The sequence below is a fragment of the Streptomyces sp. SS8 genome (assembly GCF_054072955.1).
This window is the reverse complement of record NZ_JBSVCZ010000004.1, coordinates 134,305-148,707: the sequence shown is the minus strand read 5'-3', so window position 1 is coordinate 148,707 and position 14,403 is coordinate 134,305. Positions and strand designations below refer to the sequence as shown.

Below are 14,403 nucleotides of genomic sequence, written 5' to 3'. Positions count from 1 at the left end.
CACCGATGTGCGTCGCACCCATACTTCACTCCCCCGCGATGGTCTGGAACCACGTGGGTCCGTCGCCGCCCGCCCGCTCGATGCGCGTCAGCGCGAACTCCTCCAGCGGGGGCAGCTCGTCCGGGCCGAACCATCCCACTTCCAGGGACTCCTCGTCGTTGACCCGCGCCCGTCCGCCCACCGCCCGGCAGCGGAAGGACATGTCCACGAACTGGCAGACGTCGCCGTTGGGGTAGCGGACCGGGGCCAGCGTCTGCACCAGCACCAGCCGCTCGGGCACGGTCCGCACCGCGGTCTCCTCGTACACCTCGCGCACCACGGCGTCGGCCGGCTGCTCGCCGGGCTCGGGGATGCCTCCGATGATCGACCAGTGGCCGGTGTCGGCCCGTCGTACGAGCAGGACGCGGCCCTCGTCGTCGAAGACGACGGCGCTGGTGCCGGGCAGGAAGAGCAGCCGCCGCCCCACGTCGGCGCGCAGGTCGCGGATGAAGTCGGGAGTCGCCATGCCGCGAGCCTACGGACCCGCCGCCGGCCGGCGCGAGCGCCCGTGTGTGTCCGGGGCGGACGTGTTCTCGCCGGGGCGTATCCCGGTGTCGGTCCCAGCGGCTACGGTGTGCCCCACGTCACGGCCCGCGACGGGCGCCCGGAGCACCTCCGGGCCCGGCGCGGCGGCCGTTTGTCTCGGGGGGTCGCAGACGATGGCTTCACCGGCGCTCGGATCACTGTCCGCCGCACCGGAGCGAAGCGGCGTGCCGGATACCGCCGGCGCCGCGTTACTGGGCTGCTGTGCCGGCTGGGCGCTGCTGTGCGCGGCCGGGCGGGACGCCCGGCCGGAGGGGGTGCTGCTGGCGGTGCTGGCGGTGGCCGCCGGATACGCCTGCGGGCGGATCGGGGGTTCCCCGCTGCCGGTCGCCGCGCCGGCCGGGGTGGCGCTGGCCGGGCTGGGCTCGCTCCTTGTGTCTCCCGCCCTCCCGCTGCCGGATCCGTCGGCCGCCGTGCCGGCCGGGCGGGCGGGTGCCGAGGCCGCGCTGGCGGTGCTGGCGGCGGGCGCGGCGTGCTGTGCCGCGTGGGCGGCGGGAAGCGCGCGGTCGCGGCGGCTGCTGCGCGTACTGGCCCTGGTGGTCGCGGCGGCGGCGCTGGCGGCCGGTTCGCCCGCCGGGTGCGCCGCGGCGCTCGGGGTGCTGCTGTGCTCACAGGTCGCGGGCCGGGTGCGCCGCAGGGCGCCGGTGCTGGTCGCGCTGGCGGCGGTGGCCGCGGCCGTGGTGGGCGCCGTCTGGGCGGTGGCCGGCGGCGTGGGGCCGGCGGCGCTGGAGAAGCCGCTACGGGAGACGCTCACCTCGCAGCGGGTCGTGCTGTGGCGGGAGGCCGCGGCGCTCGCGGCGGAGCATCCGGTGCGCGGCGCGGGGCCCGACCGGTTCGGCGCCCTGAACCGGGCCGCCGAGCGGGGTGCCGCCCCGGACGGCAAACCGCACTCGGCGCCGCTGCAGACGGCGGCCGAGCAGGGGGTGCCCGGTGTGCTGCTGATGGGCGCCGCCTTCGGCTGGGTGCTGCTCGCGCTGTACCGGTCACCGCGCCCGACACCGGTGGTGCTGACGGCGGGCGTGGCGCTCACGGGGCTGGCCGCGGTGGCGAGCGTGGGCAACGCTCTGAGCTTCAGCCAGGTCACCATGGGTGCGGGGCTGCTGGTGGGGCTGGCGACCGCCGGGGAGGGCTGGGACGTTCCGTAGGCGGCCGCGCGGTGGGCGGCGCGGTGGGCCGGGGGTGGCGAACGCTCGGCCGTCCCCGATCGGCCACCCGGCCCGGCCGCCTCGCTCAGCCGGTCCGTACGGCGCGCTCCGCCGCCAGCAGCCGCCCTTCGGCGTAGCCGCGCGCGGGGCCGGACAGCTCGGTGGGCCTGCCGCTGTGGAGGACGGTCAGGGTGCCGGTGGAGGGCGCCTGCGGGTCCGGTTCCGCGCCGATGCGCCGCAGCGCCTGGGCGGCGACCGCGGCGGCCGAGCCGTACAGCACCGGCTCGGGGGCCAGTGGGGAGCGGACGGCCGCGCGGATGCGCTCGGCGACCAGTTCGTAGTGGGTGCAGCCCAGCACCACGGACCGCACCGCGCGCGGGGTGAGGGCGGCGGCCGCGGCGACGGCCGCGTCGACGGCGGCCCCGTCCCCCTTCTCCACGGCGTCGGCCAGCCCGTGGCAGGGCACCTCGGTGATCTCGGCGCCGTTGCCGAACCGGGCGATGAGGCGGCGCTGGTAGGGACTGCCGGTGGTGGCGGGGGTGGCCCAGACGGCCAGGGGGCCGCCCGCGGCGGCGGCCGGCTTGACGGCCGGCACCGTGCCGACGACCGGCACCGCCGGCTCCAGTTCGGCGCGCAGCACCTCCAGTGCGTGCACGGAGGCGGTGTTGCAGGCGACGATGAGCGCGTCGGGCCCGTACGCGGCGGCCGCCCGCGCACAGTCCAGGGCGCGGGCGGCGATGTCCTCGGCGGTCCGCGGTCCCCAGGGCATGCTGTCGGGGGCGGAGGACAGGACGAGGTCGGCGTCGGGTCTCGCACGCCGTACCGCGGCCGCGGCGGCCAGCAACCCGATCCCGGAGTCCACAAGCGCGATTCTCACGGATCACAGCGTACGGGCACGGGCGGGCGCGGCGCCCACCGGACGGCTCGGCCGGCCCCGCGTGCGGGGGACCGCCGGGGGGAGGTCACTTGCGGCCGGGTGTCCACCGCATGCCCCAGCCGTAGGCCTGGTCCACCGTCCGCTGCGGGCTCACCCCTCGCTCGGGCACCAGGAAGCGCGACTCGCGCCGGACGACGAGGTCGCCTCCGTCGTTGGTGATCAGCGCCAGGGCGCAGACGGTGGAGGGGAGGTCGCACTCGTCGAGGGAGAAGCCGACGGGCGCGCCGTGCTGGGGTGTGAGCGTCACCGTGGCGTTGAGGCCGGCGAAGCTGCGGGCGCCCTCGTAGATCGTGACGAAGATCAGGATCCGCCGGATCCTCTCCTTGTGGTCGAGGTTGATCGTGAGGTTCTCGCCGGTCTCCACGGCGCCGGTGCGGTCGTCGCCGTCGAGATGGACGTACGGCGGCCGGTGCAGCGCACCGAAGGCGTTGCCGAGTGCCTGGACGACTCCCTTGGTGCCGTCGGTGAGTTCGTACAGGGCGCACAGGTCCAGATCGAGGCCGGTCTGCGGTGCCAGGGCCCGGCTCAGCCTGCTCCCCCAGCCCTCGGGCTGCCTGCGCGTGCTCCAGTCGAGGTTGACGCGCATCGCGCCGGAGGTGCCGCCCTGTTTGGCCAGGGAGACCGTGGGCGCCTCCTTGGTCAGGGTGACCTTGCTCAGCCGCACCGGCCGCTGTGCCGGCTGTGGTGAGGGGGCGGCCGCGGGGGCCTGGGGCGGAGGCGCGGCGGCGGAGGCCGGCTGCGCGGGGGCGGCGGGGGCCGGCGGCGTCCGCGGCGTCGGCGGCTCGTCGACGGTGATCCCGAAGTCGGTGGCGAGACCGGCCAGTCCGCTGTCGTACCCCTGCCCGACGGCCCGGAACTTCCAGGCGCCCTGCCTGCGGTAGAGCTCGCCGAGCACGAAGGCGGTCTCGACGGTGGCGTCCCGGCTGTCGAACCGGGCGAGTTCGGTTCCGCCGCCCGCGTCGAGCACGCGTACGCACAGCCCCGGTACCCGGCCGAAGTCCCCGCCGTCCGCGGAGGCGGCCACCACGATCCTGTCGACGGCGGGCTCGACGCGGGCGAGGTCCACGGCGAGGGTGTCGGTCACGGCGCCGCCCGCGGCGCGCTTCCCCTCGTGGCGCACGGCTCCCGAGGCGTGGCGGGCCTGGTTGTAGAAGACGAGGTCGTCGTCCGAGCGGACCCTGCCCGAGGAGGCCAGCAGCAGTGCAGAGGCGTCCACGTCCGGCACTCCGGGCCCGGTGCTCCATCCCACCTCGACCCTGACCGAGTCCGCGGGAACCGGGACGTTGGCGCCTTTGAGCATGGTCATGCTTCCCTCTTCCGTGAGCGGGCCGTCCGCGCCCGCCGTGCTCCGCCGGTCTCCCGGCCCCCACGGAGGCGGGATGACCGTTTTCTTCATCTTTGGCCGCAGCCGCGGCCGATGACCGCGCAGAGCCCGTCAAATGACCTTCTTTTCGCTCTCCCCAACCAGCACATCGTGGGCTTAACTTATGAGTATGACGTCCCCCCGCAGCACCTATGGCGGTGGCTACTACAGCGCGCCGTCCTTCGCTGACACCCCGATCTACGACAGCCTGGTCGCCGAGCGGGGCACCCCTCAGATCGCGCCCATACGCGTTCCGGCGTCCCCGTACGAGACCTCGGACCATCTGCCCGCCCTCCCGGCCGCGCTGCCCGCGCTGCCGTCGGGGCCCTCCTACCAGCCGCAGCCGGCGCGGGGTTACCCGGCCCCGGCCTACCAGCAGCCCGCGCCGGTGCAGCAGCCCGCACCGCTGCAGCAGGCGCCCGCGCCGTACATTCCGCAGCAGGCGGCCGCGCCGCGCGGCGGGTACGGCTACCCGCAGCAGCCGCAGCCCCAGCAGATGCGTCCGGTCGCGGCCCGCCCGGCGCCCGCCCAGAGCCCGTACCCCGGCTCCTACGACGAGCCCTACAGCCACTCGTACCAGGGGCGTGGTTACTGACCCGCCGACTGTCCGACCCGGGTGGCAGGATGGGCGCATGACCACGCCCACGCTGGCCGCGCTCAACCTCTACCCGGTGAAGTCGTTCGCGGGCACCGGCACCGTCCGTGCCGTCGTGGAGCCATGGGGACTGTCGGGGGACCGTCGCTGGATGGCGGCCGGTCCCGACGGCGCGCCGCTCACCCAGCGCGGGCACCCGCGCCTCGCGCTGGCCGCCGCCGGGCAACTGCCCGGCGGCGGTCTCCGGCTGTCCGCCCCCGGGATGCCGCCGCTGACCGTCGGGGTGCCCGACCCGGCCTCGGGCACCGAGGTGTTCGAGGTCTGGCGCACCAAGCTGGAGGCGGTGCCCGCGTCCGGCGAGGCGCACGACTGGCTGACGGAGTATCTGGGGACGAAGGCGCGGCTGGTCCACCTGGACGCGCCCGGGCACCGGCGCCCGGTCACCTCCTCGCACGGCCGCCCGGGCGAAACGGTGAGCCTGGCCGACTCGTTCCCGGTGCTGCTCACCACGGTGTCGTCGCTGGACGCCCTCAACCTGCTGATAGAGCAGGGGGACCATCCTGACGAGGGCCCGCTGCCGATGGACCGCTTCCGGCCCAACGTGGTCGTCGAGGGCACCGCGCCCTGGTCCGAGGACGGCTGGCGCCGTATCCGGATCGGCGAGGTGTCCTTCCGGGTGGCCAAGCCCTGCGGCCGCTGCGTGGTGACCACGACCGACCAGGCCACGGCCGAGCGGGGCAAGGAGCCGCTGCGCACCCTGGCCCGGCACCGCCGCTTCGGCGACCGGCTGCTGTTCGGGCAGCTCCTCGTCCCCGAGAACACCGGCACCCTGCGCACGGGCGACCCTTTCGAAGTCCTGGACTGACCGGCACGGGCGGCACGACGGGGCGGGATGGGGCCCGCGTCCGCGAGGTCCCCACCGGGTGCCGTTCGTCCTGCTCGCCGTCAAGCAGGCCGTGCGGCCCCGCCGTGCCACCCTGGCCGTCCGGGAGAGGAGCGCCGCTCCACGCCCCGCTCCCGGGTGCGCGCCGCCCGAGCGCGGGCGGTCCCTCCCGGCGCCGGCGGCCACGGGGTGACAGGCCCGGGCAGGGCCCGGACGCCGCCGGGCGGCCGGGAGCCTTATCCGAAGGCGTCCCCCGTGGAACGGAACACGGAAGGCTCCGCCGCACCGGTCCGCCCGCGGGCGGCCGAACGGCGAAGGCGCAGCGCCACGTTAGGCAACGGGGGGTTGCGGGAACGTTGCGCCCGCGCGTCGCGGGACGCCCGGGCCCGACGGGGGATCGACCCCGTAGACCTCCCGCAGAGCCCGCAGCCGGGCGCCGGGCACCGCCCCGACCACCGGGGGCAGCGCGCCGACCAGGGCCTCCCATGCCTCCAGGTCCTCCTCCCCCCAGGGGGTGCGCACCCAGGTGTCCAGCAGTTCCGGGTCCCGGCGGGCGATCAGTGCCCCGCGCAGCCGGTCCTCCAGCATCCGCCGCATCCGCGCCACCCCGGGCGCCTCGGACAGCGGCAGCAGCGGACCGCGGTAGGCGGCCAGCGCGGTGGGCAGGTCGCCGGTGTCCAGCGCCTCGGCGACGGTGTCGCAGTCGGTGCGCATCCGGGCGGTCAGACGGTACGGGCGGGAGGCCAGCAGCGGGCCCAGCACCCCGCGCAGCCGGGAGAGTTCGGCGCGCAGGGTGACGGGGCTGACGTCGCGTTCGCCGTACAGCTCCAGGGCGAGCCGGCCGCCGGAGAGCCCGTCGGGGTGGGAGGCGAGCAGCAGCACGATCTCGCTGTGCCGCGCCCCCAGCCGTACCGGCGCCCCGGGCCGGCCGGTGTGGAGCAGGGCGCCGTCGCGGCCCAGGACTTCCAGCAGGGGGGCCGGGGCGGTGGCCGGGAGGAGGGAGGCGAGCTGGGCCTCGGCCGCCCGGGCGGTGGCCTGGACGAGGGCGAGGCTGTGCGGTGAGGCGAGGTGGTCGCCGCCGGTGATGTCCACGGCGCCCAGCACCCGGCGGGTGCGCGGGTCGTGGACGGGGGCCGCTGCGCAGGTCCAGGGCTGGACGGGGCGGCAGTAGTGCTCGGCGGCGAAGATCTGCACCGGGTGTCCCAGCGCGAGCGCGGTGCCGGGGGCGTTGGTGCCGGCGTGGGGCTCGGACCAGCGGGCTCCGGGGACGAAGTTCATCCGCTCCGCGCGCCGTCTGACGTCCGTGTGGCCCTCCACCCACAGCATCCGGCCCTGCTCGTCGCAGACCGACAGCAGGTGGGCGCCGTCCTCGGCGATGCCGCCCAGCAGTTCCCGGAACAGCGGCATGACCCGGCCCAGGGGGTGCTCTTGGCGGTGGGCGGCCAGGTCGTCGTCGGTGAGGTCCACGGAGGCCGTGTGGTCCACCGCGACCGACGCCCTGGCCGAACGCCGCCAGGAGTCGGCTATCAGACCGCGCACGGGCGCGCCGACCGCTCCCCCGGCCAGGAACGCCTCGTGGGCGCGGCGCACGGCCCCGGCCCGTTCGGCCGGGTCCGCGCCCGCCTCCAGCGCCAGCCACTGTCTGAACACGCCGCCATCGTGCTGCCGGGGAGGGCGCCGCGGCAACCGGACGGCGGGGCGCGGAGTGTCGCGTGCGGGGGTTCGTCACGGCGCGCGGCCCCGTCCGGGCGGTGTGTACGGGTGTGGCCGACCGCGTGCAGGGGACACGGGCCACGGGCGCCGCACGCCCCACAGGGCTTCGAAGCCTCTCGGAGGCCGGCCGGTCCGCGGGCCGGGCGGCGGTCCGAGTGACAGCCCGGGCGGCGGCCCGGGCCACGACCGAACCACGACCGGAGGTTCCATGCAGACGCATCCCCCGCTCACCGAACGCGAGTGCGCCGAGCTGGACGCGCACTGGCGCGCCATGAACTACCTGGCCGCGGGTCAGCTCTACCTGCGGGGCAATCCGCTGCTGCGCGAGGAGCTGCGGCCCGAGCACGTCAAGCCGCGGCTGCTGGGCCACTGGGGCACCTGTCCGGGCCTGGCTCTGGTCTACACCCATCTGAACCGGGTGATCGGCGCCCGCGACCTGGAGGCGCTGTGCGTGTGGGGGCCGGGCCACGGCGCGCCCGCGGTGCTGGCGGGGAGCTGGCTGGAGGGCACCTTCGGGGAGCTGTGGCCCGGTATGGGGCGCGACGAGGCGGGAATGGCGCGGCTGTTCGAGCGGTTCTCCTCCCCCGGCGGGCTGCCCAGCCACACCTCCCCGGTGGTGCCCGGCTCGATCCAGGAGGGCGGGGAGCTGGGGCACTGCCTGTCCCACGCCTACGGGGCCGCCCTGGACAACCCGGATCTGGTGGCCGTCTGCGTCGTCGGGGACGGCGAGGCGGAGACGGGGCCGCTGGCCGCCTCCTGGCATTCGGACAAGTTCCTGGACCCGGTGCACGACGGCGCGGTGCTCCCCGTCCTGCACCTGAACGGCTACAAGATCGCCAACCCGGCCGTGCTGTCCCGCATCCCCCACGAGGAGCTGGACGCCCTGCTGCGCGGCTACGGCCACGATCCGCTGTACGTGACGGCCGCACCTGACACCCCGCCCGCCGAGGTCCACCGCGCCCTGGCCGCCGCCCTGGACACGGCGCTGGAGAGGATCGCCGCGATCCGGCGGGCGGCGCGTGAGGAGGGGGCGGCCGGACGGCCCCGCTGGCCTGCGATCGTGCTGCGCACCCCCAAGGGCTGGACCGGGCCCCGGGAGGTGGACGGCGACCCGGTGGAGGACACCTGGCGCTCCCACCAGATCCCGGTGAAGGACGTGCGCGACGATCCCGGACGGCTGCGTGTGCTGGAGCGGTGGCTGCGCTCGTACCGGCCCGAGGAGCTGTTCGACGGTTCCGGGCGCCCCCTGCCCGGTGTGCTGGCGCACGTACCGCGCGGGGAGCGGCGGCTGGGGGCCTCGAAGCACGCCGACGGCGGCCGGCTGCGGCGGCCGCTGCCGCTGCGCGGCCCGGATGCCTTCGCGGTGCCGGTGGACGAACCCGGAGCCTCCTCCCACGAGCCGACACAGGTGCTGGGCGGCATGCTGCGGCAGCTCTTCGAGGACACCGCGCAGCGGCGGGACTTCCGGCTGACGGCCCCGGACGAGGCCGAGTCCAACCACCTCCAGGACGTCCTGGAGGCCACGCCCCGCGCCTGGCAGGGTGACTCGCTCCCGACGGACCGGGGCCTGGGCGGCCACGGCCGGGTGATGGAGGTGCTCTCCGAGCACATGTGCCAGGGCTGGATGGAGGGCTACACCCTCACCGGCCGGCACGGGCTGTTCACCTCCTACGAGGGGTTCTCCACCATCGTGGCGAGCATGGTCACCCAGCACGCCAAGTGGCTGCAGAGCGCCCGCGAGGTGCCCTGGCGGGCCCCCGTCCCGAGCCTGAACTACCTGCTGACCTCGCATGTGTGGCGGCAGGACCACAACGGCTTCTCCCACCAGGATCCCGGTTTCGTCGACCATGTGCTCACCAAGAGCCCCGACGTGGTGCGCGCCTACTTCCCCCCGGACGCCAACACCCTGCTGTGCGTGGCCGATCACGTGCTGCGGACGACGGACACGGTGAACGTGGTCGTCGCCGGCAAGCAGCCCTGCTTCGACTGGCTCGGGCCGGAGCGGGCCCGCGAACACTGCGAGCGCGGCGCCGGGGTGTGGCGGTGGGCCGGTACCGAACGGCCGGGACGGGAGCCGGACGTGGTGCTGGCCTGCGCCGGGGACGTGCCCACCCAGGAGGCGCTGGCCGCGGCCTCGCTGCTGCGCGAGCGTCTGCCCGAACTGGCGCTGCGGGTGGTGAACGTCGTGGACATCGCCCGGCTGATGCCCGCCTCGAAGCACCCGCACGGGCTGCCGGACGCGGAGTTCGACGCGCTGTTCACCCGTGACCGGCCGGTGGTCTTCGCCTATCACGGCTATCCGTGGCTGGTCCACCGGATCGCCCACCGGCCCGGCCTCCACGACCGGCTGCATGTGCGCGGCTACCGGGAGAGCGGGGCGACCACCACCCCGTTCGACATGGTGGTCCGCAACGACCTGGACCGCTACCGGCTGGTCATGGACGTGATCGACCGGGCCCCGGGGTTCGCGGAGCGGGCCGGGGGGCTGCGCGAGTCGGTACGGGAGGCGCGTGAGCGCCACCACGGCTGGATCCGCGAGCACGGCACCGATCTGCCCGAGGTCGCCGACTGGCGCTGGCCGGGCTGACGAACCCGGGCCGGGCCGTGGCCGGCGGCCCGGCCCGCCGCCCCCGGGCTCCCGGGGGCGGCGCGGAGCGGCACGGGGGCGGGGCGGGCGGTCAGGCGGCGGTGGGAACGAGCACCACGGGGCAGTGGGCGTGGTGCAGCACCGCGTGGGTGACCGGGCCCAGACGCATGCCGAGGAGGCGGTGGCGGCGGTGCGCGGCCAGGACGACCAGGTCGGCGGCCGCGCTGGCCTCGACCAGCGCGTGGCCGGGCCCGGCGTACACCGTCTCGGCCCGGGCGTCGACGTTCGGGTACTCCTCGCGCAGCCCGGCGACGGCGTCCACCGGCACGCTCTCCTCGTAGCGGGCCTGCTCCTGGGCGATCTCCTCCAGCACCCGGGTCGGCGGCGGCACCATGACGCCGGGGTGGACCGGCAGCTCCCAGGCGTGCAGCACGAGCAGTGCCGCCGCCCGCCGCTCGGCCTCCTCGAAGCCGTAGCGCGCCGCGTCGGTGTCCGTCCCGTACTCCACGCCGACGACCACGGTGTGCCGGGGGCGCGCGTTGTCGCCGCGCACGACCATCACGGGGCCCTCGGTGTGCGCCGCCACCCGCAGGCTCACCGAGCCCAGCAGCAGCCCGGTGAAACCGCCGTGGCCGCGGGTGCCGACCACGGTGAGCGAGGCCCGGCGCCCGGCGCGCACCAGCGCGGCGACGGCGTTCTCCTCCACCGCCGACGGCCTGACCTCCAGCCCCGGAGCGCTCTCCCGGGCCCGCTCGGCGGCCGACTCGGCGATCCGCCGGGCCTGCCGGGCCAGCGCCCGCCGGTGCTCCTCGTCGGCCGTGCGGGCCGCCCCGGCCTCCCCGGCGGCACCAGAGGCACCGGGAGCGCCGGGAGCACCGCCGGGCGCGAGCCGGTGGGCGGAGGCGCCGCACAGGACCTCCAGCGGCGCGCCCCGCAGCACGGCCTCCCCCACCGCCCGGTCCAGGGCGCGCAGGGAGTGGTGCGAGCCGTCGACGCCGACCACGACGGGGAGCTGGGCGGAACGGTTCACTGTCCTCGGGCCTCCATGGTCGGGCGGTCCGCGCGGACCGCTGCGGGTGTACGGGGCCCGTTCCCCCGCCGCGGACGGACCGGGCCCGGCGCCCCGAAAGGGGGCCATACCGGTCGGGGGCGCCCGGGTACCCTCTCCACCTCCTTCTTTCACTCCTTCCGGGCCTGTTGGGCGGCTGTGCAGTGCGCTTCGGTGCCGATAAGCTCGGCCGTGGAAGAGAGACGGCGCCACCGGCCGTCCCGGCCTGCGGCCGGCGCGGTCCTCCGCGCCGTCGTCCTCTCCCCGTCCACCCGCTGCCGCGCGAGACCGGGCGGGCGACGACCGGCGGCGAGGGGGTGAGCGATCGTGCGAGCGATCGCCGGGCTGTGGCGGTGGCGGGGGAACCCGCTGTACCGGACCACCGACCGTGTGGAGGGCTGGCTGGCGCTGGCCGCCGTCCTGCTGATGACTTTGGGCACGCCCGCCGTCGCGCTGTGGGGCACCCGGACCGCGCACGAGACGCTGATGGGCGTCGTGCGCGAGCAGCAGCGCCAGCGGCACCAGGTGTGGGCGACGGGGGCCCAGAGCACTCCGCCCGTGGCCGACGGCCCCGAGGCCGAGTCCGGCCACCGGGTGAACGCCACCTGGACCTCGGTCGACGGCCGCACCCACTCGGGCACGGTCGTCGCCGACCGGCCGACCGAGCCCGGCGACCGGCTGCGCGTGTGGGTGGACGCCGGCGGCGAGATCGCCGCACGTCCGATGGACGCCGCCACCGCCTCCTCGCACGCCGCTCTGGCCGGATTCGGTACGGCGGTGGCCGCGGCCGGTCTGGTGGAGAGCGTGCGGCGGCTGCTGGTGCGGCGGCTGCTGGCCCGCCGCTACGCGCGCTGGGCGCGGGAGTGGGCCCGGGTGGGCCCCGACTGGGGGCGTACCGGAAGGTCGAGCTGACGCCATTCCGGCCCGAACCGGGCCAGGACAGGCATGCGGAGGGCCCGCCCGCGCCGTGGCGGGCGGACCGGTCATCCCATCGGTCCGGCACACGCTACGGTGGTGCATCCGGATGCGCGCGGCAGCGCGATCGAGGTTCGCACGAGGTTTGGGGCAAGGCGGTCCATGGCACAGGGCTTGGTCCAGGTGACGCACACCAGCTCGTCGCGGTGGCGGCGCCGAACGGGAGACTACGCCACCATCTCCGCAGCCCTCCTCGCCGCCGGTGACGGCGATGTGCTGACCGTCGCCCCCGGCACCTACCGCGAGAACCTGGTGATCGAACGCGCCGTCACCCTGCGCGGCCCCGAGCGCCCCGACGGCGGCTCGGTGCGCCTGGCCCCCGCCGACGGGGTGGCGCTGACCGTACGGGCGGCGGCGGTCGTACGCGACCTCCAGATCGAGGGCCAGGACGCCACGGCGCCCGCGCTGCTGGTCGAGGACTGCGTGGCCGAGCTCTCCGGGCTGCGGGTGGTGACGCGGTCGGCCTCCGGCGTCGAGGTGCGCTCCGGGGCCCGGCCGACCCTGCGCCGCTGCACGGTGGACAACCCGGCCGGAGTGGGCATCGGCGTCGGCGGGGGCGCGGGCGGGCTGTTCGAGGAGTGCGAGGTGGTCGCGGCCGGGCAGTCGGGCATCGCGGTGCACGAGGGCGCCCATCCCCGGCTGGAGCGCTGCCGGGTCCACCACGCGTCGGGCGCGGGGCTGTCGCTGTCCGGGGAGGGCAGCGCGGTGGACGCCGTGGGCTGCGAGGTGTACGAGATCAAGGGCGCGGGGGTGCGGGTCGCCTCCCGGGCGGTCGGGAACCTGACCGAGTGCCGGGTGCACCGCACCTCCGCCGACGGCGTCACCCTGGACACCGACGCGGTGCTCACCCTCGCCGACTGCGAGATCCACGACATCCCGGAGAACGCGGTCGACCTGCGCTCGCGCTCGGTGCTGACGCTGACCCGCTCCACGGTGCGCCGCTTCGGCCGCAACGGCCTGTCGGTGTGGGATCCGGGCACCCGTGTGGACGCCAACGGGTGCGAGATACAGGAGAGCACGGGCGACTATCCGGCGGTGTGGGTCAGCGACGGCGCCTCGGCGCTGCTGGACTCCTGCCGGGTCCACGACGTGCCGGACGCACTGTTCGTCCTGGACCGGGGCTCGCGGGCCGACGTCCTCGACAGCGATCTGGCGCAGGTGCGCAACACGGCGGTTTCGGTGAGCGACGGCGGGACGGTCCAGCTGGACGACTGCCGCATCCGGGAGGCCGCCACCGGCGCCTGGTTCCGCGACCACGGCAGCGGCGGCACGCTGGCCAACTGCACGATCGACGCCGCCGGTACGGGGGTGATCGTCACCAAGGGTGCCGATCCGGAGATCGACCGCTGCACCGTGACCGATCCGGCGGAGGCGGGCTTCTACGTCTCCGCCGAGGGGCGCGGCACCTTCTCGAACTGCCGGGTGACCGGCTCCGGCGGCTACGGCTTCCATGTGATCGACGGCTGCCGCACCACGCTGCGCCGCTGCCGCACCGAGCGCTGTGCGCGCGGGGGTTACGAGTTCGCCGACGGAGGGCCCGTCGTGGAGGACTGCACCAGCGACCGCAGTTCCGCGCCGGTCACGTCCGAGCCCGACCCGCCCGCCTCCCCGGCCGTCCTGACCGCGGGTCTGCTGGGCGGCATACCCCAGCAGACGGCCGCCACGGCGCCTCCCGCGGCCTCCGCGCCCGCGACCGGCGGGGCTTCCCCGGGCGAGGCGTCCGGCGGGCCGGCCAAGGAGGCGCGGCCGGCCAAGGAGGTGCTGGGCGAACTCGACGCTCTGGTCGGTCTGGAGAGCGTCAAGCGGGAGGTGCGGGCCCTCATCGACATGATCGAGGTGGGCCGCAGGCGCCGCGAGGCCGGTCTCAAGGCCGCCTCCGCGCGCAGGCATCTGGTGTTCACCGGGTCCCCCGGCACCGGCAAGACCACGGTCGCCCGGCTCTACGGGGAGATCCTGCACTCCCTCGGGGTGCTGGAGCGCGGTCATCTGGTGGAGGTCTCCCGGGTGGACCTGGTCGGCGAGCACATCGGCTCGACGGCGATCCGCACCCAGGAGGCGTTCGACCGGGCGCGCGGCGGCGTGCTGTTCATCGACGAGGCGTACGCCCTCTCCCCCGAGGACTCCGGCCGGGACTTCGGCCGGGAGGCGATCGACACCCTGGTGAAGCTGATGGAGGACCACCGCGACGAGGTGGTCGTCATCGTCGCCGGCTACACGGCGGAGATGAAGCGCTTCCTGGAGACCAACCCCGGTGTGGCCTCGCGATTCTCACGGACCATCACCTTCGGCGACTACACGTCCCAGGAGCTGCTGCGGATCGTCGGGCAGCAGGCCGAGGAGCACGAGTACCAGCTCGCCGACGGCACGGCGGACGCGCTGCTGGCCTACTTCGCGGGGCTCCCCAAGGGGCCGACGTTCGGCAACGGCCGCACCGCGCGGCAGACCTTCGAGGCCATGGTCGAGCGGCACGCGGGCCGGGTCGCCCAGCTCGACGACCCGGACACCGACGATCTGACGCTGCTCCACCCCGAGGACCTGCCGCAGGAGCCGCGGCACTGACCGCCCCGGCCGGCCC

General features: G+C 75.9%; 11 protein-coding genes. 6 read left to right on the top strand and 5 right to left on the bottom strand.

Annotated features, from left to right (window positions below):
- Positions 1-25 precede the first annotated feature (25 nt).
- Complete coding sequence (locus ACW69E_RS06005) at positions 26-505, bottom strand: NUDIX hydrolase (protein WP_457497122.1); 480 nt, start codon at positions 503-505, stop codon at positions 26-28.
- 244 nt (positions 506-749) lie between these two features.
- Here ACW69E_RS06005 and ACW69E_RS06000 point away from each other — a divergent pair, with 244 nt between their 5' ends.
- Positions 750-1,727, top strand: a complete 978-nt coding sequence (locus ACW69E_RS06000) for an O-antigen ligase family protein (protein WP_457497121.1) — start codon at positions 750-752, stop codon at positions 1,725-1,727.
- A gap of 85 nt (positions 1,728-1,812) precedes the next feature.
- Here the strand turns inward: ACW69E_RS06000 and ACW69E_RS05995 are convergent, their stop codons facing one another.
- Complete coding sequence (locus tag ACW69E_RS05995) at positions 1,813-2,604, bottom strand: glutamate racemase (RefSeq protein WP_457497120.1); 792 nt, start codon at positions 2,602-2,604, stop codon at positions 1,813-1,815.
- Between the two features lie 85 nt (positions 2,605-2,689).
- Complete coding sequence (locus ACW69E_RS05990) at positions 2,690-3,964, bottom strand: TerD family protein (protein ID WP_457497228.1); 1,275 nt, start codon at positions 3,962-3,964, stop codon at positions 2,690-2,692.
- A 193-nt stretch (positions 3,965-4,157) separates the two neighbouring features.
- Between ACW69E_RS05990 and ACW69E_RS05985 the strand changes: the two genes are divergently transcribed.
- Positions 4,158-4,622 (top strand): DUF6643 family protein, encoded by a 465-nt coding sequence (locus tag ACW69E_RS05985; protein WP_457497119.1) that lies wholly within the window; start codon positions 4,158-4,160, stop codon positions 4,620-4,622.
- A 37-nt stretch (positions 4,623-4,659) separates the two neighbouring features.
- Positions 4,660-5,487, top strand: a complete 828-nt coding sequence (locus ACW69E_RS05980; protein ID WP_457497118.1) for an MOSC domain-containing protein — start codon at positions 4,660-4,662, stop codon at positions 5,485-5,487.
- 348 nt (positions 5,488-5,835) lie between these two features.
- Here the strand turns inward: ACW69E_RS05980 and ACW69E_RS05975 are convergent, their stop codons facing one another.
- On the bottom strand, positions 5,836-7,155 hold the full coding sequence (locus ACW69E_RS05975) for a GAF domain-containing protein (protein ID WP_457497117.1): 1,320 nt from the start codon (positions 7,153-7,155) through the stop codon (positions 5,836-5,838).
- 271 nt (positions 7,156-7,426) lie between these two features.
- Between ACW69E_RS05975 and ACW69E_RS05970 the strand changes: the two genes are divergently transcribed.
- A complete protein-coding gene (locus tag ACW69E_RS05970; protein WP_457497116.1) occupies positions 7,427-9,805 on the top strand; it encodes a phosphoketolase family protein in 2,379 nt (792 codons plus the stop codon).
- A 91-nt stretch (positions 9,806-9,896) separates the two neighbouring features.
- Here ACW69E_RS05970 and ACW69E_RS05965 read toward each other — a convergent pair whose 3' ends face one another.
- The gene (locus ACW69E_RS05965; RefSeq protein ID WP_457497115.1) at positions 9,897-10,835 is read right to left on the bottom strand and encodes a universal stress protein; all 939 of its coding nucleotides are present in this window, start codon (positions 10,833-10,835) and stop codon (positions 9,897-9,899) included.
- A gap of 345 nt (positions 10,836-11,180) precedes the next feature.
- Here ACW69E_RS05965 and ACW69E_RS05960 point away from each other — a divergent pair, with 345 nt between their 5' ends.
- Positions 11,181-11,765: an Rv1733c family protein gene (locus tag ACW69E_RS05960; RefSeq protein WP_457497114.1), complete on the top strand. Its 585-nt coding sequence runs from the start codon at positions 11,181-11,183 to the stop codon at positions 11,763-11,765.
- 165 nt (positions 11,766-11,930) lie between these two features.
- The gene (locus ACW69E_RS05955; RefSeq protein WP_457497113.1) at positions 11,931-14,387 is read left to right on the top strand and encodes a right-handed parallel beta-helix repeat-containing protein; all 2,457 of its coding nucleotides are present in this window, start codon (positions 11,931-11,933) and stop codon (positions 14,385-14,387) included.
- Positions 14,388-14,403 lie beyond the last annotated feature (16 nt).